The sequence below is a fragment of the Pseudomonas sp. WS 5021 genome, from assembly GCF_012985535.1.
Classification (GTDB): Bacteria; Pseudomonadota; Gammaproteobacteria; order Pseudomonadales; family Pseudomonadaceae; genus Aquipseudomonas.
This window is the reverse complement of record NZ_JAAQWP010000004.1, coordinates 420,418-436,077: the sequence shown is the minus strand read 5'-3', so window position 1 is coordinate 436,077 and position 15,660 is coordinate 420,418. Positions and strand designations below refer to the sequence as shown.

Below are 15,660 nucleotides of genomic sequence, written 5' to 3'. Positions count from 1 at the left end.
CCAACAGGCCGCTTACTTCAGGCGCGCCAGGCGTTCGGTGAGCAGGTCGAAGAAGCCCTGGGCATCGCCGCTTTCCACCCAGAACACGTTCTTGTCGTGCTTGAGGCCATCGTACCAATCGACGATGGTCTGGCCGAACGTCGGGCCTTCGCGGCTATCGACCACCATATTGGCCTGGCGCCCGGTGAACAGCTCAGGCTTGAGCAGGTAGCCGATCACGGTGGCATCATGCACCGGGCCGCCGCTCATACCGTAGTGCTCCATATCGCCTTTGACGTATTCATTGAGAATATCGCCCACCACTTTGCTGGCGTTGTTGTTCAGGTCGGCGATCTTCTTCAGGCGCGCGTCGCTGGTGAGTATCTTGTGGGTCACGTCCAGCGGCAGGTAGGTCAGCTTGACGCCACTTTTGAGGACAATTTCAGCAGCCGCCGGATCGGCAAACAGGTTGAACTCGGCCACCGGGGTAATATTGCCGCCATTAAAATGCGCGCCGCCCATGACCACCACCTCCTTGATGCCCTGGGTGATTTGCGGCGCCTGGGTCAGTGCCAGCGCCAGGTTGGTCTGCGGGCCGAGCATGGCAATGGTGATGCTATGGGGCTTGGCGGTGCTCAGGGTCTTGATCAGGTAGTCCACCGCATTGCCTTCGGCCAGGCCTTTTTTCGGCTCATGTACGGTAACCCCGGAAATGCCTTCCTTGCCATGGATATTCTCGGCATAGATCGGCGTGCGCAGCAGCGGCTGCGGCGCGCCGGCATACACCGGAATCTCTTCACGGCCCCCCCACTCACGGGCCAACCGGGCATTGCGCGAGGTCTTGTCCAGGCGCACGTTGCCGGCCACGGTGGTCAATGCCCGGATATTCAGTTCCTGTGGCGACGCCATCGCAAACAGCAGCGCGACCACATCGTCTGCGCCCGGATCGGTATCAATGATCAGGTCGATTTTTTCCGCCGCCTGGGCGCTTGCAGCAGTTAGCACGGACAAAAGCAGCACACTCCGAAACAGGTGTCGCAGGGTTGGGGTTCTACGTTGCATGACGCACTCCTTGTCATTGTGGGAAATGCTAGAAAGTCACGCCAGACACCAGCGCGATATTACAGTAGGGCTGGCACTCGCCTGTACGCACCACCGCGCGCGCCTTGTGGCTGAGCAACTTGAATTGTTCATGACTGAGCAGGCGACGCTCACCCAGGCCACCCTGGTCGAGCGCGTTGAGATCCGCCAGCGCCGGCGGCTGCTTGAGCAGGATTTCCTCGGCCAATACGTGGCTTTCAACCTGCATCTCGCTGAGCACCACGCGCAGGGTGCTGATGAAATCGGGAATGCCCTGGGTCAGCGCCAGATCGATCAGTTCCACGCCCGGCGGCACTGGCAGACCGGCATCACCGATCACCAGGATGTCGCCGTGGCCAAGAGAGGCAATCAGCCGCGACAGGGCAATGTTGAGCAATGGAGTCTTTTTCATGGGCGAGCAACGCCTTGAACGTCATGCAGTGTAGGAATGGAGGGTTGCGCACCGGCACGGGTGACCGACAGGGCCGCCGCGACCTGGCCGAAACGAATGGCCTCGGCCTCACCCTGACCATTGGCCAGTGCCGCGGCAAAACCACCGACAAAGGTGTCGCCCGCCGCTGTGGTATCCACGGCCTGCACCTTGGGCGCCAGCAAATGCTCGAAGCCCTGGCCATCGGCGAACAGTGCGCCCTGCGAGCCAAGGGTCACAATGACCTTGCCTGCCCCGGCTTTTAGCAAATGGGCAGCCGCGACCTTGGCTGTTTCCAGCGAGTCCACCGGCACACCGCTCAAGGCCGACGCTTCACTCTCGTTGGGGATCAGGTAATCGATCGCGGCGTACCAGTCTGCCGGTAACGGGCCACTGGCGGGCGCGGGGTTGAGGATTACCGTCTTGCCCAGTTCACGACCGCGCTTGAGGGCATACCCCACGGTATCCATCGGCACTTCGAGCTGGCAGACAATCACCTGCGCCGCTTGCAGCACGGCGTCGAACGCCAGCAGCGACGCGGGTGTCAGCTGGCCGTTGCTACCAGCGACAATCACAATCGCATTCTGGCTGCTGTCATCGACCACAATCAGCGCGACGCCACTGGAGCCCTGCACCTCACTGACCGCCTGGCAGTCGATACCCTCCACCACCAGCGCATCGCGCAGTTGGGCGCCGTAGGCATCACTGCCCACACAGCCAATCATCGCAACGTCAGCCCCCAGACGCGCCGCAGCGACCGCCTGATTGGCGCCCTTGCCGCCCGGCACCGTGGCAAACGACTGGCCCACCAGGGTTTCACCGCCGCGAGGCAGCCGGCTGGCCCGGGTCACCAGGTCCATGTTCAAACTGCCTACTACCACTACTGTTGCTGGCATACATCAATACTCATCAATTCGTTCAGCGGTTTGAGGCAAACACGCCAGCCAACGGCGCCGTTGACTCACGCAAGACAATGCTCGGCGTGACAATGCGCTGGTCAGCCGGCAATTGTGGTGTCGCAATCCGTCGCAATAACAACTCCGCCGCCGTTTCCCCCAATTGCAGGATCGACTGGCCCACGGTGGTCAACGCGGGGTACACATAGCGGCTCATTTGAATGTCATCAAAACCTATCACCGACAGCTCGGCAGGCACCCGCAGGTTGCGCTCGGCGGCCGCGCGCAGCACACCGAAACCGATCATGTCGTTGCCGGCGAATATCGCGCTGGGCGGTTGGTCCGCCAACAACTGCACCGCCGCCGCATAGCCGCCGGTACTGGTAAAATCGCTCTCCAGCACGCGACTGGCAGACACGACAATCCCGGCCTCCTGCAACGCACGCTGGTAACCGGCCAGGCGCATCTGCGCGACACGCGTGTGCGCGGGCCCACCGATACAGGCGATATCCCGGTGCCCCAGCTCCAGCAAATGCCGGGTTGCCAGGTACGCGCCCTGCTCGTGATCGATGCGCACCAGATCCACATCAACGCCCTCCAGGCCCCGGTCGACAATGACCATGGGCGTGCGCACCGCCTTGAGGCCCGTGGCCAGGCCACTGTCATCGCCGCCGACCGAGGTGACGATCAAGCCGTCGACACGCTTCTCCAGCAGCACCCGCAAATAATTGCGCTGCTTCTCGGCGTTATCGTCGGAATTGCACAGGATCACGCAGTAGCCATTGCGCTCGCAGTAGTCCTCGATGCCCCTGGCCAGCTCAGCGAAATACGGGTTGAGGCTGTTGGGCACCAGCAAGCCGATGGTCGCGGTGGTCTTGGCCTTCAGCGAGCGGGCGACGGCACTGGGTACATAGTCCAGCTGCTTGATCGCAGCTTCGACCTTGAGCCGCACGGGCTCGCTGACCGGACGGGTCCTGTTCACCACATGGGATACCGTGGTGTAGGAAATGCCCGCCAGCGCCGCCACATCCTTGATGGTTGCCATGGCTCAGCCCCGCCGACTGGCGCGTTGACTGCGGTAGGTGTCGAGCACCACTGCAATCACGATCACGGCGCCGGTAATGATGCGCTTGGTCGGTTCGGTCGCGCCGATCTGCGCCAGGCCGGCCGCCAATACCGAAATGATCAGCACCCCGAAGAACGTGCTGATCACCGAGCCACGCCCGCCCATCAGGCTGGTGCCGCCGATCACCACTGCGGCAATCACCTGCAGCTCCAGGCCGGAGCCCGCATTCGGGTCAGCCGCTTCCAGGCGGGAAATCTGGAACAATGCTGCCACCCCAGCCAACAGCCCCATCAGGCTGAACACCAGGATCTTGTAGGGTTTTGGATTGATCCCCGCCAGACGCACCGCTTCTTCATTGGTGCCGATGCCGATCAGGTAGCGCCCAAAGACGGTACGCGTCAGCACTGCCTGGGCGACGATAATCACCAGCAGCGCAATGATGAATGATGGTGAGATACCAAAGGCCACCGGGTTGGACAGCCAGGCGAAAGAGTCGCCGATATAGGCAGTGCGCGACCCGGTCATCTGGTAGGCCGCGCCACGGGCCATTTCCAGCACGCCCAGGGACACAATGAACGACGGAATCCGCCAGGCCACGGTGATCGAGCCGGTGATGGTCCCCGCCAGTGCCGCGCAACCCATGCCGAGCAGCGCTGCCGGGACCACGCTCCAGCCCCAGCCGAGGATCGCCACGCTGACCGCAGACGCGGCCAGGGCCAGCACCGAACCCACCGACAGGTCGATGCCGCCAATGATCAGGATGAACGTCATGCCCACCGCCAGCACCATCAGGTCGGGAATCTGGTTGGCGATGGTGCTGAACGTGTCATAGGACCAAAAGTGGCTGCTCAGAGCCGAGAACAGCGCGATCATGGCCAGCAAGGCGCCGGCCAGGCCCAGGTAAGTGCCCAGGCCGTAGAAATTACCGCCGGCTTTTGCGGTTGGAGTAGCTGTTTTCATGGGGTTGTCCTGGGCGCCGCTTCATTGAGCAGCGCATCACGTTTCTGATAGCCGGCAAATGCGGCGGCAAGCAATTCGTCCTGGGTCCAGCTGTCCCGCTCAAAGGTCTCGATCAGGCGCCCGGCAGACAGCACCCCGATGCGGTCGCAGATCAGCATCAGCTCGCGCAGGTCACTGGACACCACCACCAGCGCCTTGCCCTGGCGGGTCAAGTCACCAAGCAGCGCATAGATATCGAACTTGGCGCCCACGTCGATGCCACGGGTCGGTTCATCAAACAGCATCACCGCACAATCGCGCTCCAGCCAGCGGCCAATCACCACCTTTTGCTGATTGCCGCCCGACAACTCGGACACCAATTGCGCCGGGCTGGAACTGCGGATACGCATCGCGTCGATCTGGCGCTTGGCCAGGGCCGCTTCATCGCGGCCATTGACCAGGCCGGCGCTGGACACTTTGGCCATATTGCCCAGGGCCGTGTTGGCGCTGATGGACTGGCTGAGCAACAGGCCCTCGCCCTTGCGATCCTCGGTGATCAGCGCAATGCCATGCCCCACCGCGTCCACCGGCGAGCGAATGCTCACCACCCGCGCCGGCGAGCCAAGGGCGACCGTGCCACTGTCGGCCAGGTCGGCACCAAAGATCAGGCGCAGCAACTCAGTACGGCCGGCGCCGATCAACCCAGAGATGCCGTAGATTTCACCGGCCCGCACTTCAAAGGACACATCACGAACCTTGTCCGAACGGGTCAGGCCCGTCACCGTCAAGGCCGGCGCGCCGATGGTGCGCGGGCCGAGGTCGATGTGCTCGCCCAGTTCGCGACCGACCATCAACGTGACCAGTTGCTCGCTGTTGTAATTGGCCATCGGCTCGACACATACCAACTGGCCGTCACGCAGCACCGCAATGCGCTGGGCCACCCGTGCCAGCTCTTCCAGCCGATGGGAAATATAAATAATTGCCACCCCCCGGGCCTGCAGGCGGGTGATTTGTTCAAACAGCATCTCGACTTCACGGGCGGTGAGCATCGCCGTCGGCTCGTCGAGGATCAGTACATGACAGTCGCCGATCAGGTTACGGGCGATCTCGACCATCTGTTGATGGCCGATGCCCAGGCTGCCGACCAGGGTGTCTGGATCGATGGCATCCAGGCCCACTTGCGCCATGGCCTCGATCGCGGCCTTGCGCAGTTGCTTGCGGCTGATCCAGCCACCACGGCTGGGCAGGTTGTCGAGGAACAGGTTTTCGGCCACGGTCAGGGTCGGCAGCAGGTTGAGCTCCTGCATCACCATGCGAACCCCCTGCTTTTCTGCCTGGGTGCGGCTGGCCGGGGCATAGTCCTGGCCGTTGAACTGCATCTGCCCAGTGGTTGGCGTGACCAGGCCGCCGATGATCTTCGACAGGGTGCTTTTGCCCGCGCCATTCTCGCCGGTCAGTGCCAGCACCTCGCCGCGATTGAGCGTCAGGGTTATGTCGGACAGGACGGGCTGGGCATAGGTCTTACCGATACCGCTGACCGAGAGGACAGTGGCCGGTGCGGAAGATGACATAGGAAAGTCTCCAGGCGCCCGCTCGACCTGAGCGGGCGCTGTAGTGCGCAGCCAGGGATTATTGCTTGAGGACGAGTTCAACCGGTGTTTCGATCACACCGTCCACGGACTCGACTTTTTCACCCTTGACCAGCTTCAGCGCATTCTGGATACCAAACACTGCTTGTTGTGCAGCCGCCTGGTCGGCGGTGGCCAGGACGCGACCGTCGTTGAGCATCGGCTTGATCGCGGCAATGTTGTCGTAGCCAACTACCTGCACCTTGCCCGCCTTGCCCGCCGCACGCACCGCAGAAACGGCGCCCAAAGCCATATTGTCGTTACCGGCCAGCAGTGCCTTGAGGTCCGGGTATTCGCTCAACATGGCCGCCGCGACCTTGTTGCCCTGGTCAATTTCCCAGTTACCGGACTGCACGGAGACAATCTTCATGCCGGCCGCATCCATCGCATCCTTGAACCCGGCGGTGCGTTGCTGGGCGTTGGTGGTGGTCGGCACACCTTCGATGATCCCAACCTTGTCACCGCTCGCCAGTTGCTTGGCCAGGTACTCGCCGACCAGGCGCGAACCCTTACGGTTATCCGGGCCGACAAAGGGAACGTCGAGGTTTTTGCTTTTCAGCACTTCAGGGTCGAGGCGGTTATCGATGTTGACCACCTTGATCCCGGCGTCGGAGGCTTTCTTCAGCACGTTGACCAACGCCTTGGAGTCGGCGGGCGCGATGACGATGGCGTTGACTTTGGCGAGAATCATTTGGTTGACGATATCGATCTGCGCCGAGGTATCGGTTTCGTTCTTGATGCCGTTGGTGATCATGTCGAAATCAGCGGCGTGGGCTTTCTGATAGTCCTTGGCACCGTCTTGCATGGTGACGAAAAACTCGTTGGCCAAAGACTTCATCACCAGGCCGACCTTGGGTTTGACGGCGGTGTCATCAGCGAATGCAGAGGAGAGAGGCAGGGTAGCGGATGCGGCAGCCAGCACAGCGGCAGCCAGTAAACGTCCAGCGAATGGCAGCTTCATGGGTTCACTCCGATCTTATGATTATTGTGAGCAACGCCTGCACCTTCACCTCACTCATGGAGTGCTCGTGAAACAGCTCGCAAACGTTTGCGCTAAACAAACTATGCGAAGACTGCTGAATTTTGTCAACGAGAGAAATGTGCTTTTCCTGCGCAGGCTCTAGCGCCTGCCTTACAACTTGACCGCGTGCGGGCTAAACATTCGGGTTGGGTAATCGTTCTCCAAAACGACAGTTGCGCAGGAACACTTCAGGAGGGTGACGCTGATTTTTCCAGGGTGATTTTCGGACAACCGAACGCCGAAGCCGCCAGCGTTCGGAAATTCGGACACGAGTTAAAGCCAGCAAATTTTCTAAATGTAAAAAAATGATTTAAATCAATAAGTTAAAATCAAACTTAGAACAAAATCCGCCTGGTACAAATCCTGCTCTTAAACAGCACCTTGTGGCGCTCAGCGCAGCCCTGGGTGTTCTGGATGAACCTGCACACGCACTCATCAAAACTAGAGAGAAAAATAATGAAATCTGCACTCAAGAACTTTGTTCCGGGCGCCTTAGCCCTGCTGCTGCTCTTCCCGGTTGCCGCCCAGGCCAAGGAAGTTGAATCCAAGACCAAGCTGTCCAACGTGGTCGTGCTGGCCACTGGCGGCACCATCGCCGGCGCCGGCGCCAGCGCTGCCAACAGCGCCACCTACCAGGCCGCCAAAGTCGGTATCGAACAACTGATCGCCGGCATTCCCGAGCTCAGCCAGATCGCCAACGTGCGTGGTGAGCAGGTGATGCAGATTGCTTCCGAAAGCATCACCAACGAAAACCTGCTGCAACTGGGTCGTCGTGTCGCCGAACTTGCCGACAGCAAGGACGTGGACGGTATCGTGATCACCCACGGCACCGACACCCTCGAAGAAACCGCCTACTTCCTCAACCTGGTGGAAAAAACCGACAAGCCAATCGTAGTCGTGGGCTCCATGCGTCCAGGCACTGCCATGTCTGCCGATGGCATGCTCAACCTGTACAACGCCGTGGCTGTAGCCGGTAGCAAAGACGCACGCGGCAAAGGCGTACTGGTGACCATGAACGACGAGATCCAGTCGGGTCGCGACGTCAGCAAAATGATCAACATCAAGACCGAAGCCTTCAAAAGTGCCTGGGGCCCACTGGGCATGGTTGTAGAAGGCAAGTCCTACTGGTTCCGCCAGCCGGCCAAGCGTCACACCATGAACTCTGAGTTCGATATCAAGAACATCAAGAGCCTGCCGGATGTTGAAATTGCCTACGGCTATGGCAACGTCAGCGACACCGCCTACAAAGCCCTGGCCCAGGCTGGCGCCAAAGCCATCATCCATGCCGGCACCGGCAATGGCTCGGTACCGGCCAAGGTAGTACCTGCCCTGCAGGAACTGCGTAAGGAAGGCGTGCAAATCATTCGCTCTTCCCACGTCAATGCCGGCGGTTTCGTTCTGCGCAATGCCGAACAGCCTGACGACAAATACGACTGGGTCGTGGCTCATGACCTGAACCCGCAAAAAGCCCGCATCCTGGCCATGGTCGCCCTGACCAAGACCCAGGACAGCAAAGAACTGCAACGCATGTTCTGGGAATACTGAGTCACTGATATAACCCTTGCCGGCGATGGTGGTCCCAGGGATGCCATCGCCGGCAAGCCGGCTCCTACAAAAAATCCTCGCTGTACACCAATCCGCGTAAACCGTTGTCACACGGACTTCTTGAATTTTAAGCAGTTGCGAATTTCCTCACAGTTAAATACTGTATGTTCGTACAGCTAATTAAGGACTCCTCCGTGGCCAAGCCCTCCTCCGCAGCACCGACACCTCCCGACGCCTATCAACGCCTGGCGATCCGCGTGCAAAAAATCATCAATTCCACCAACGCGCAAAAAAACAAGGCCGCGCTGATTTTTCGCCTGCCCGAGGAACCCGAGGACGAATGGGCACGACTACTGGAGGAAATCGCAGAAAACGACAACGTCACCCTCGCCTATCGCGATGATGGCGGCGTGCAGATTTTCTGGGTCGTACCGAAGGAAGATTGAGTCAATGAGTGTCCGTTTTATCGCCCTGTTCTGTGTGTTTTTTGCCACCACTGCCCACGCCCAAGCCCCACGCACCTTCAGTGAAGCCAAGAAAATCGCCTGGAAACTCTACGCCCCGCAATCCACGGAGTTTTATTGCGGCTGCAAATACACGGGTAACCGGGTAGACCTGAAAGCCTGCGGCTACATTCCCCGTAAAAACGCCAACCGCGCGGCGCGCATCGAGTGGGAGCACATTGTCCCGGCGTGGCAGATCGGCCATCAACGCCAGTGCTGGCAGGACGGTGGTCGCAAGAACTGCACACGTACCGATAGCGTCTTCAAACGCGCCGAAGCTGACCTGCACAACCTGGTGCCGAGCATCGGCGAGGTCAATGGCGATCGCAACAACTTCAGTTTTGGCTGGTTGCCGGTGCAGGGTGGGCAATATGGTTCATGCCTGACCCAGGTGGACTTCAAGGCCAAGAAGGTCATGCCCAGGCCATCCATCCGCGGCATGATTGCCCGGACGTACTTTTACATGAGCAAACAATACGGCCTGCGCCTGTCGAAACAGGACCGCCAGTTGTATGAAGCCTGGAACCGTACCTATCCCGTTCAGCCCTGGGAGCGCCAGCGCAATCAGACCGTGGCCTGCGTGATGGGGCGTGGCAACGAGTTCGTCGGCCCGGTGAACCTCAAGGCCTGCGGATAAACGCGAGCGGGATCCACTGATCCCGCCAACCACCGTATTACGGGCGGGCCTTGTGCTCGATCACCAGCGACTCGGCGTCGGTTTTCTTCTTTTTCACCAGCCTTTCCTGCAATTGGGCCTGCTTTGCTTCGGCCTCGGCCTTGCTGGCGAACGGCCCTAACAGCACCAGGTCCTTGCCGTCTTCCTTGGCCAGATAGAACGTGAAGCCGTTTTCCAGCAACCAGGCGGTCAGGTCACTCAGCGCCTGCAGCTTGTTGTCGGGCGAGCGCACCAGGATGTCCCACTGCACAGCGGCAACCGCAGGAGCCTGGGCCTTGGCGGCTTCAGCCTTGTCTCGGGGGGTGTCGAGATTGGGCCCGTCACCGCATCCGGCCAACGCCAATACCACAAATGCCATCGCTACTTTACGCACTGCCCTGCCCCTTTAAGGATCAAAGAGGCAACTTTATCATTCACTGTCTATTCTGGCCGTCATAAACGTTGGCTTAAACATTGCGAAGGATGTTTCCCAGACCTGTATGATGGCGCCATGGGAATTAATGCCGCCTCCATGCGTCCTAAAGAGGCAGCCACAGGGAAGCGCTTCACAGTAAGCTACACACAACCGACATCCGCCCTGTTAGAAACATGCGTCCTTCAAAGCAATCAAGGAGAAGTCCATGCTGATACTCACCCGCAAAGTCGGTGAAAGCATAAATATCGGTGATGACATTACTATCACCATTCTGGGCGTTAGCGGCCAGCAAGTAAGAATCGGCATCAATGCTCCCAAGGATGTTGCCGTGCATCGCGAAGAGATTTACCAGCGCATCCAGGCAGGCCTGACTGCACCGGACAAACGCGAAACACCTTGAAGCCTCCCCAGTAGCCAGCCCGCTCGCCCCTGTAACGGCTGGCGAAAGCCCCTTGGCCTGCCCACGGAATCCCGTGATCCGCGCAACTTGCGCCAGGCCCCGCCACCAGTGGTCAGCACACAGGTTCAGCCACGGAACTTGCTGCACATTTAGCAGACAAATCTCTCCAGGAACGTAACAAAACCTTACGGTGCATTCGGAGCGCGTTGATGAGGCGATCCCTCAAAGAGCCTTATGCCTACAAATCCTGGATGATTGCCCTACTGATTGCCCTGGCTTTCGTGACAATCGGATACGGCCTCAGGTTTTACATGGAAGGCATTACCCCCGCGCAGGATGCCGATTCTTGGCCTGACCTGGCGCTGTTTCTCGGTGGCTATCTGTTCTGCTTCTGCCTCAAGCCCCTTCAGGCTGCGATCCAGCGCAAACTCAACCGCCGCGCATTTGGGCGTGATCGCCAGAAAACCCCCTCTTGAAGCACCGATTGGATCCTATATTCAAACTATGAGGAACTATCCACGTCGGTAGCACCCATACCCATATCTTTCATAAAAAACATTATCGATATGGACATAGAACATAACGCCAAGCACCTACAGTCCCTGATCGAACAACTCTCGGTAGATATCCCGAAATCCTCCAGCGAACTGCGGGGCAAGCCCGAAGAAATCCTCGCAGGCCTGCGCGAGCTTTATCTACTGAAACTGATCACGGGCACCTTCACCCTTGGGCACATTGTCGACCCTCTGGGCCACCAGTGGATTGGCGCGCAAAACATCCTGCTGACCCGGCGCGGCATGGCATTCAAGCCGTTGTAGACGGCAGCAGGCGCAGCCGGCCATCAGCATCGCACTGGGCACGCACGTCGTTATAATTTGCAATAGTCCCATGCTCCGTCAGCATCGGCTCGCAATGGGTGGATGTCACCACTACCACGTCCGCGCCCGCCGCCTCGCCTGCATGAATGCCCGCCGCTGCATCCTCGAACACCAGGCACTCGCCTATCGGCACTCCCAAACGCTGCGCGCCGAGCAGATAACAGGTCGGGGCCGGCTTGCCATTGGTCACATCCTCAGCCGTAACCATGACGGCCGGCGGGACCAGGCCTGCGGCGTGCATACGGCTCAACGCAAGGGCCTTGGGCGCAGAAGTGACCACGGCCCAGCAGTGCGCAGGCAAGCTCTGCAAAAAGGCCACGGCACCTGGGATTGCCACCACGCCCTCCACGTCCTCGATCTCTGCCTCGGTAATAGCGCGCGCTTGCGCTTGCGCGTCCACCCCTGGCAAGGCCTGGCGGCTGATCGTGTCGATGGCCCGCACGCCATGGATGGTGGTCAGGAACGCCTCGACGTCCAGGCCATGGCGCAGCGCCCAGGCAGCCCAGACCCGCTCTGCGGCGGCGATGGAGTTAAGGAGCGTGCCATCCATATCAAACAGAAATGCACGGTACTGGCGATCAAATACGGCCGGATGTTTGGCGGACACTGCTGGGTTTCCTCGTGCGCTCGTCGCCCGTGGTTGGGCCGTGATGCAATCTACGGATCAGCCCAGGCGTTGTAAACGGCGGATCGGCCGTCATCAGCAGACCTGGCCAGCGCTCTCGGCGATGTCACGTGGCGTATTCCAGGCGGCCAGGATTGCCACCCGCAGCCCTTCAACCGTTGTCGCCAACGCCATCGAGGGCTGAGGCTCGGCCGCCTGCCCTGGCAGAAAAGGCACATGGATAAACCCACTGCGCACTCCTGACCCCGCCAACGCATGCTGCAAGCTGTAGAACACCTGATTGCATACGAAAGTGCCCGCTGTGTGCGAGACCGAGGCGGCAATTCCGGCCGTGCGTAGCGCCTTGACCATGGCCTTGACCGGCAAGGTGCTGAAGTAGGCAGCAGGCCCCCCAGGAATCACTGCCGTATCCACGGGCTGGGCACCGAGGTTGTCCGGGATCCGTGCATCGTTGAGATTGATCGCAACCCGCTCGATGGAAATATCACTGCGCCCAGGTCCCAGCCCGGTAGCAATCACCAGTTGCGGTCGATGCTCGGCCAATAACTGTTCCAGGCAGGCGCCGGCAGTGGCGAAGGCACAGGGCAATTGGCGGGCGACGATTGTCACCCCGTCTTGCAGTTGCACCCCATCCAGCAGGCGCACTGCCTCCCAGGACGGGTTGATCAGGTCTTGATCGAACGGCTCGAAACCCGTCAGCAGCACAGTCCCCATCACCACCTCACATCAATACATAAAGAAGGACGATATTGACCAGCAACATCATCAACGCCGTGGGCATCTGCGCCTTGATCACCGCGTTTTTGTCCGGTAACTCCAGGAGCGCCGCAGGCACAATATTGAAGTTCGCCGCCATCGGGGTCATCAGCGTGCCGCAGTACCCGGAAAACATGCCGATGGCCGCCATCACCGCCGGGTTGCCGCCATAAATGCCCACCAGTACCGGCACGCCAACCCCGCCGGTCATGACCGGGAAGGCGGCGAAGCCGTTACCCATGATCACGGTGAACAGCGCCATGCCCAGCACGTAGACCATCACCGCCACCAACTTGTAATCCAGGTTGATGTAGGTGGTGGTGACATGAGCCACGGCCGTGCCAACCCCGGCTTCGTTGAACAGCAGGCCGAGCATGGCCAGCATCTGCGGCAGCACCATGGCCCAGCCCAGGGCTTCGGTCAGGCGTCGCGACTCACGCAAGGCCTGCACCGGCGTATCGCGGGTCAGCCAGCAGGCCAACCCCAGGGCAATCAGGCAACCGAGCCCCAGGGACACGAACGTGGTGTTCTTCGGATCCAGCAGCGGCACGCCACCAATCTCGGTGTTCTTGAGCAGCACCGAGCCAATCACCGTGGTCAACGGAATGGCCAGGGCCGGAATAAATAGTTTATGGCCCAGCCGGCCAGCGCTGGCGCGGGACGCCTTGTCATGCAACTCGGCATGGGTGCCACGCCCTACACCGCCGAGCCCGGCGATCAGTGCCATCAGCACCACGCCAACACCCACCACCACCGACGGCAGGTGCTCGCCCACCAAAAACGGAATGGCGAAGAGCAACCAGAACAACGCGCTTGACCAACGCTTGGGATGGGTCCGGTCAGCCAGGATCATGCCCGCCGTAATCAGCAACAAAACGCCGGCGAGCCAGTACAGGTATTGGATGGAAATGATCATTGCGCGACCTCCGACTGAGCGGTGACTGGCGCAGTGGCCGTCAGCTCACGGGTCAGCCTTCGGTCAAAGCGATGCAAGCGTATGGCATGCACAATGAACGCACAAATCGCCGTGGGGATGCCCCACACCGCAATATGCAGCGGCTCGACATCAATACCCGAACCCAGCAGGAAGGTATGCATCAGGGCAATCGCACCAAAGGCCACGAAGATGTCTTCACCAAAAAACAGCCCCACGTTGTCTGTGGCGGCGCACATCGCCAGGACCTTGTGCCGCACCTTGTCCGGCAGTTTTCCGAAGCGTTTCTCGGCAGCGCCTTCCGCCATGGGCGCCAGCAACGGGCGCACCATTTGCGGGTGCCCGCCAAGGCTGGTCAGGCCCATGGCCGCCGTGGACTCACGAACAAACAGATAGATGATCAACAGGCGCCCGACGGTGGCGCGCTCGAAGCGCGCAATCCAGTTCTGCGCGTGCAGGCGCAGGCCATGGCGCTCCAGCAGGCCGATAACGGCCAGGGGCAGCAACAGGATCAGTTGCAAAGCGCGGGTCTGCAGGAAGCCATCGCCCATGGTGGCGAGGATTTTTTCCAGGGGGAAGTGCGCGGCAAATCCGGTGGCAATCGCCGCCGCCGTTACCACCAGCAACGGATTGAAGCGCAACACAAAGCCGACCACGATGACGAGCACGCCAATCAGCGGCCACAGGTTCACAACAGTTTGCATGGCGTTGAGTCCTTGATTGCGTGCTGCGACGCCTGCATCGCCGATAAACGATAACGGGCAGCCCGACGCGGATTTTTATTATTGACCGGGTAGGTCGAGGGTCACTGGCGGGCATCTTTGCCGCTTGGAGCGGAGGGTGTCCAACAAGAAAAATTGTTGCTGCAAATCAATAAAGTTTGTGAGGGGATGTAATCCAATCAGGGCTTGCCACGATGTGCAAGGCTCAAACCGTGGCAAGCCCTTTTGGGTCAACCTGCTTGATCAGGGCTGCCAAGCCTTGGAGCCGGCTGCAGCCTTGAATTTGGCGCTGTTTTGCGGTGTGGCGGGCGGCTCGGAATCACCAAAGATGGCTTTGAGCCAATGCCCATCGGTGGGGTTGGGGAAGAGAATAAACTTGCGCCCCAACTGTTGTTTATCCTCGGTCATCAACGCCATGCGTTGCTGCACATCAGACACGTAGTACTTGCGTTTGAAGTCATTGAGGTTGTCGCCCAGCATCACGACCACCTCATAATCCTTGGCAATTTCTATCTGCCGGGGCTCTTTATTGGAAGAGTCGCGATAAACCGTCAGGTGCTTTTCATCGGCAAAGGGCAGCTTGTTCTTGCGCAGGTTGGCCAAGGCGTACTCATAGGTTTTTTCGCCCTGGTCACGGCTCGTGACGTAGAAAACCTCGACCCCTTTGGCTTGCGCATAACTCAAGAACTCCACTGCACCGGGGGTGGCCACCGGGCCGTTTTCAGCCACCCATTGGTCCCAGGCGGCATCATCGAAGAACTCTTTGTCCGAATTGATCATGTAGCCCCAATAGCTATTGCTGCTCAACACGGTGTCGTCGATGTCACTGATAATCGCCAACGGCCGATCACCGGCCTTATGCGCTTGCAGAGCGCTGTCCAGGCGCATCTTGGCGACGTTGAAACCTTGATAGTAGAGCGCCTCGAATTCAGCAGCCGTCTGCCTCCAGGCAACGGCTGCCGTCAAATCATTGGAAACAGCGCCTGTGACTTGCCCGGACCATGCGGGCGCGCACTGAAGCATCAAAAGCGAGAAGAGAATGGGAGCGGCCAGGATCTTGTTGGTTTTCTCTACTTTCATTTTCAAACCCATAGTTAAGCTCTAGACAGCCTCAGCAGGCACTGCAAGGGTGTTGTTCTATAACACCCGGCAGGCCGGCTCAATATG

At 59.8% G+C, this 15,660-nt stretch carries 19 protein-coding genes; 6 read left to right on the top strand and 13 right to left on the bottom strand.

Going from position 1 to position 15,660, the window contains the following annotated elements; translation table 11 throughout:
* Positions 1 to 12: 12 nt before the first annotated feature.
* Genes HBO19_RS15510 through HBO19_RS15480 form a run of 7 tightly spaced genes read right to left on the bottom strand, consistent with a single transcriptional unit; the run spans position 13 to position 6,979 of the window.
* Positions 13 to 1,041 carry a nucleoside hydrolase gene (locus HBO19_RS15510; RefSeq protein WP_170057815.1) on the bottom strand — a complete coding sequence of 343 codons (1,029 nt, stop codon included), beginning with the start codon at positions 1,039 to 1,041 and terminating at the stop codon, positions 13 to 15.
* A 28-nt stretch (positions 1,042 to 1,069) separates the two neighbouring features.
* On the bottom strand, positions 1,070 to 1,471 hold the full coding sequence (gene rbsD, locus HBO19_RS15505) for a D-ribose pyranase (RefSeq protein WP_169953506.1): 402 nt from the start codon (positions 1,469 to 1,471) through the stop codon (positions 1,070 to 1,072).
* Complete coding sequence (gene rbsK / locus HBO19_RS15500; RefSeq protein WP_169953504.1) at positions 1,468 to 2,385, bottom strand: ribokinase; 918 nt, start codon at positions 2,383 to 2,385, stop codon at positions 1,468 to 1,470. The genes rbsD and rbsK overlap by 4 nt, the downstream gene beginning before the upstream one ends.
* A gap of 22 nt (positions 2,386 to 2,407) precedes the next feature.
* Entirely contained in the window at positions 2,408 to 3,430 is a 1,023-nt protein-coding gene (locus HBO19_RS15495; RefSeq protein WP_169953502.1) for a LacI family DNA-binding transcriptional regulator, read from the bottom strand.
* A gap of 3 nt (positions 3,431 to 3,433) precedes the next feature.
* Complete coding sequence (locus HBO19_RS15490) at positions 3,434 to 4,411, bottom strand: ABC transporter permease (RefSeq protein WP_169953500.1); 978 nt, start codon at positions 4,409 to 4,411, stop codon at positions 3,434 to 3,436.
* Positions 4,408 to 5,961, bottom strand: a complete 1,554-nt coding sequence (locus HBO19_RS15485; RefSeq protein ID WP_169953498.1) for a sugar ABC transporter ATP-binding protein — start codon at positions 5,959 to 5,961, stop codon at positions 4,408 to 4,410. Before HBO19_RS15485 ends, HBO19_RS15490 begins: the two co-directional genes overlap by 4 nt.
* A 58-nt stretch (positions 5,962 to 6,019) precedes the next feature.
* Positions 6,020 to 6,979 (bottom strand): sugar ABC transporter substrate-binding protein, encoded by a 960-nt coding sequence (locus HBO19_RS15480; RefSeq protein WP_170057814.1) that lies wholly within the window; start codon positions 6,977 to 6,979, stop codon positions 6,020 to 6,022.
* 516 nt (positions 6,980 to 7,495) lie between these two features.
* Between HBO19_RS15480 and HBO19_RS15475 the strand changes: the two genes are divergently transcribed.
* From HBO19_RS15475 to HBO19_RS15465, 3 genes are all read left to right on the top strand, one after another.
* Positions 7,496 to 8,584 (top strand): asparaginase, encoded by a 1,089-nt coding sequence (locus HBO19_RS15475; RefSeq protein WP_057438625.1) that lies wholly within the window; start codon positions 7,496 to 7,498, stop codon positions 8,582 to 8,584.
* Between the two features lie 194 nt (positions 8,585 to 8,778).
* Complete coding sequence (locus HBO19_RS15470; protein WP_057438624.1) at positions 8,779 to 9,030, top strand: DUF1654 domain-containing protein; 252 nt, start codon at positions 8,779 to 8,781, stop codon at positions 9,028 to 9,030.
* 4 nt (positions 9,031 to 9,034) lie between these two features.
* Positions 9,035 to 9,724, top strand: a complete 690-nt coding sequence (locus HBO19_RS15465; RefSeq protein WP_169953494.1) for an endonuclease I family protein — start codon at positions 9,035 to 9,037, stop codon at positions 9,722 to 9,724.
* 37 nt (positions 9,725 to 9,761) lie between these two features.
* Here the strand turns inward: HBO19_RS15465 and HBO19_RS15460 are convergent, their stop codons facing one another.
* Complete coding sequence (locus HBO19_RS15460; RefSeq protein ID WP_346266498.1) at positions 9,762 to 10,136, bottom strand: SPOR domain-containing protein; 375 nt, start codon at positions 10,134 to 10,136, stop codon at positions 9,762 to 9,764.
* A 247-nt stretch (positions 10,137 to 10,383) separates the two neighbouring features.
* On the opposite strand from HBO19_RS15460, the gene csrA reads away from it, so the two are divergent.
* From csrA to HBO19_RS15445, 3 genes are all read left to right on the top strand, one after another.
* Positions 10,384 to 10,578, top strand: a complete 195-nt coding sequence (gene csrA, locus HBO19_RS15455; protein WP_007920550.1) for a carbon storage regulator CsrA — start codon at positions 10,384 to 10,386, stop codon at positions 10,576 to 10,578.
* Between the two features lie 209 nt (positions 10,579 to 10,787).
* On the top strand, positions 10,788 to 11,054 hold the full coding sequence (locus HBO19_RS15450; protein WP_170057813.1) for a hypothetical protein: 267 nt from the start codon (positions 10,788 to 10,790) through the stop codon (positions 11,052 to 11,054).
* 90 nt (positions 11,055 to 11,144) lie between these two features.
* Positions 11,145 to 11,396 (top strand): hypothetical protein, encoded by a 252-nt coding sequence (locus HBO19_RS15445; protein WP_170057812.1) that lies wholly within the window; start codon positions 11,145 to 11,147, stop codon positions 11,394 to 11,396.
* On the opposite strand, the gene HBO19_RS15440 is transcribed toward HBO19_RS15445, so the two are convergent.
* The 5 genes from HBO19_RS15440 to HBO19_RS15420 form a co-directional block, all read right to left on the bottom strand.
* Complete coding sequence (locus HBO19_RS15440; protein ID WP_170057811.1) at positions 11,383 to 12,063, bottom strand: HAD family hydrolase; 681 nt, start codon at positions 12,061 to 12,063, stop codon at positions 11,383 to 11,385. The two genes, HBO19_RS15445 and HBO19_RS15440, sit on opposite strands and share 14 nt — an antisense overlap.
* 93 nt (positions 12,064 to 12,156) lie before the next feature.
* Positions 12,157 to 12,795, bottom strand: a complete 639-nt coding sequence (gene pcp, locus HBO19_RS15435; protein WP_170043457.1) for a pyroglutamyl-peptidase I — start codon at positions 12,793 to 12,795, stop codon at positions 12,157 to 12,159.
* A 7-nt stretch (positions 12,796 to 12,802) separates the two neighbouring features.
* Complete coding sequence (locus HBO19_RS15430) at positions 12,803 to 13,753, bottom strand: DUF979 domain-containing protein (RefSeq protein ID WP_169953484.1); 951 nt, start codon at positions 13,751 to 13,753, stop codon at positions 12,803 to 12,805.
* Positions 13,750 to 14,475, bottom strand: a complete 726-nt coding sequence (locus HBO19_RS15425) for a DUF969 domain-containing protein (protein WP_170057810.1) — start codon at positions 14,473 to 14,475, stop codon at positions 13,750 to 13,752. The genes HBO19_RS15430 and HBO19_RS15425 overlap by 4 nt, the downstream gene beginning before the upstream one ends.
* A 261-nt stretch (positions 14,476 to 14,736) precedes the next feature.
* Entirely contained in the window at positions 14,737 to 15,573 is an 837-nt protein-coding gene (locus HBO19_RS15420) for a 5'-nucleotidase, lipoprotein e(P4) family (protein WP_170057875.1), read from the bottom strand.
* Positions 15,574 to 15,660 lie beyond the last annotated feature (87 nt).

Excerpts from the sequence above, each read along its gene's own strand:
- HBO19_RS15510 (WP_170057815.1), bottom strand. The coding sequence starts at position 1,041 with ATGCAACGTAGAACCCCAACCCTGCGACACCTGTTTCGGAGTGTGCTG.
- rbsD (WP_169953506.1), bottom strand. The coding sequence starts at position 1,471 with ATGAAAAAGACTCCATTGCTCAACATTGCCCTGTCGCGGCTGATTGCC.
- rbsK (WP_169953504.1), bottom strand. The coding sequence starts at position 2,385 with ATGCCAGCAACAGTAGTGGTAGTAGGCAGTTTGAACATGGACCTGGTG.
- HBO19_RS15495 (WP_169953502.1), bottom strand. The coding sequence starts at position 3,430 with ATGGCAACCATCAAGGATGTGGCGGCGCTGGCGGGCATTTCCTACACC.
- HBO19_RS15490 (WP_169953500.1), bottom strand. The coding sequence starts at position 4,411 with ATGAAAACAGCTACTCCAACCGCAAAAGCCGGCGGTAATTTCTACGGC.
- HBO19_RS15485 (WP_169953498.1), bottom strand. The coding sequence starts at position 5,961 with ATGTCATCTTCCGCACCGGCCACTGTCCTCTCGGTCAGCGGTATCGGT.
- HBO19_RS15480 (WP_170057814.1), bottom strand. The coding sequence starts at position 6,979 with ATGAAGCTGCCATTCGCTGGACGTTTACTGGCTGCCGCTGTGCTGGCT.
- HBO19_RS15475 (WP_057438625.1), top strand. The coding sequence starts at position 7,496 with ATGAAATCTGCACTCAAGAACTTTGTTCCGGGCGCCTTAGCCCTGCTG.
- HBO19_RS15465 (WP_169953494.1), top strand. The coding sequence starts at position 9,035 with ATGAGTGTCCGTTTTATCGCCCTGTTCTGTGTGTTTTTTGCCACCACT.
- csrA (WP_007920550.1), top strand. The coding sequence starts at position 10,384 with ATGCTGATACTCACCCGCAAAGTCGGTGAAAGCATAAATATCGGTGAT.
- HBO19_RS15450 (WP_170057813.1), top strand. The coding sequence starts at position 10,788 with ATGAGGCGATCCCTCAAAGAGCCTTATGCCTACAAATCCTGGATGATT.
- HBO19_RS15445 (WP_170057812.1), top strand. The coding sequence starts at position 11,145 with ATGGACATAGAACATAACGCCAAGCACCTACAGTCCCTGATCGAACAA.
- pcp (WP_170043457.1), bottom strand. The coding sequence starts at position 12,795 with ATGGGGACTGTGCTGCTGACGGGTTTCGAGCCGTTCGATCAAGACCTG.
- HBO19_RS15430 (WP_169953484.1), bottom strand. The coding sequence starts at position 13,753 with ATGATCATTTCCATCCAATACCTGTACTGGCTCGCCGGCGTTTTGTTG.
- HBO19_RS15425 (WP_170057810.1), bottom strand. The coding sequence starts at position 14,475 with ATGCAAACTGTTGTGAACCTGTGGCCGCTGATTGGCGTGCTCGTCATC.
- HBO19_RS15420 (WP_170057875.1), bottom strand. The coding sequence starts at position 15,573 with ATGAAAGTAGAGAAAACCAACAAGATCCTGGCCGCTCCCATTCTCTTC.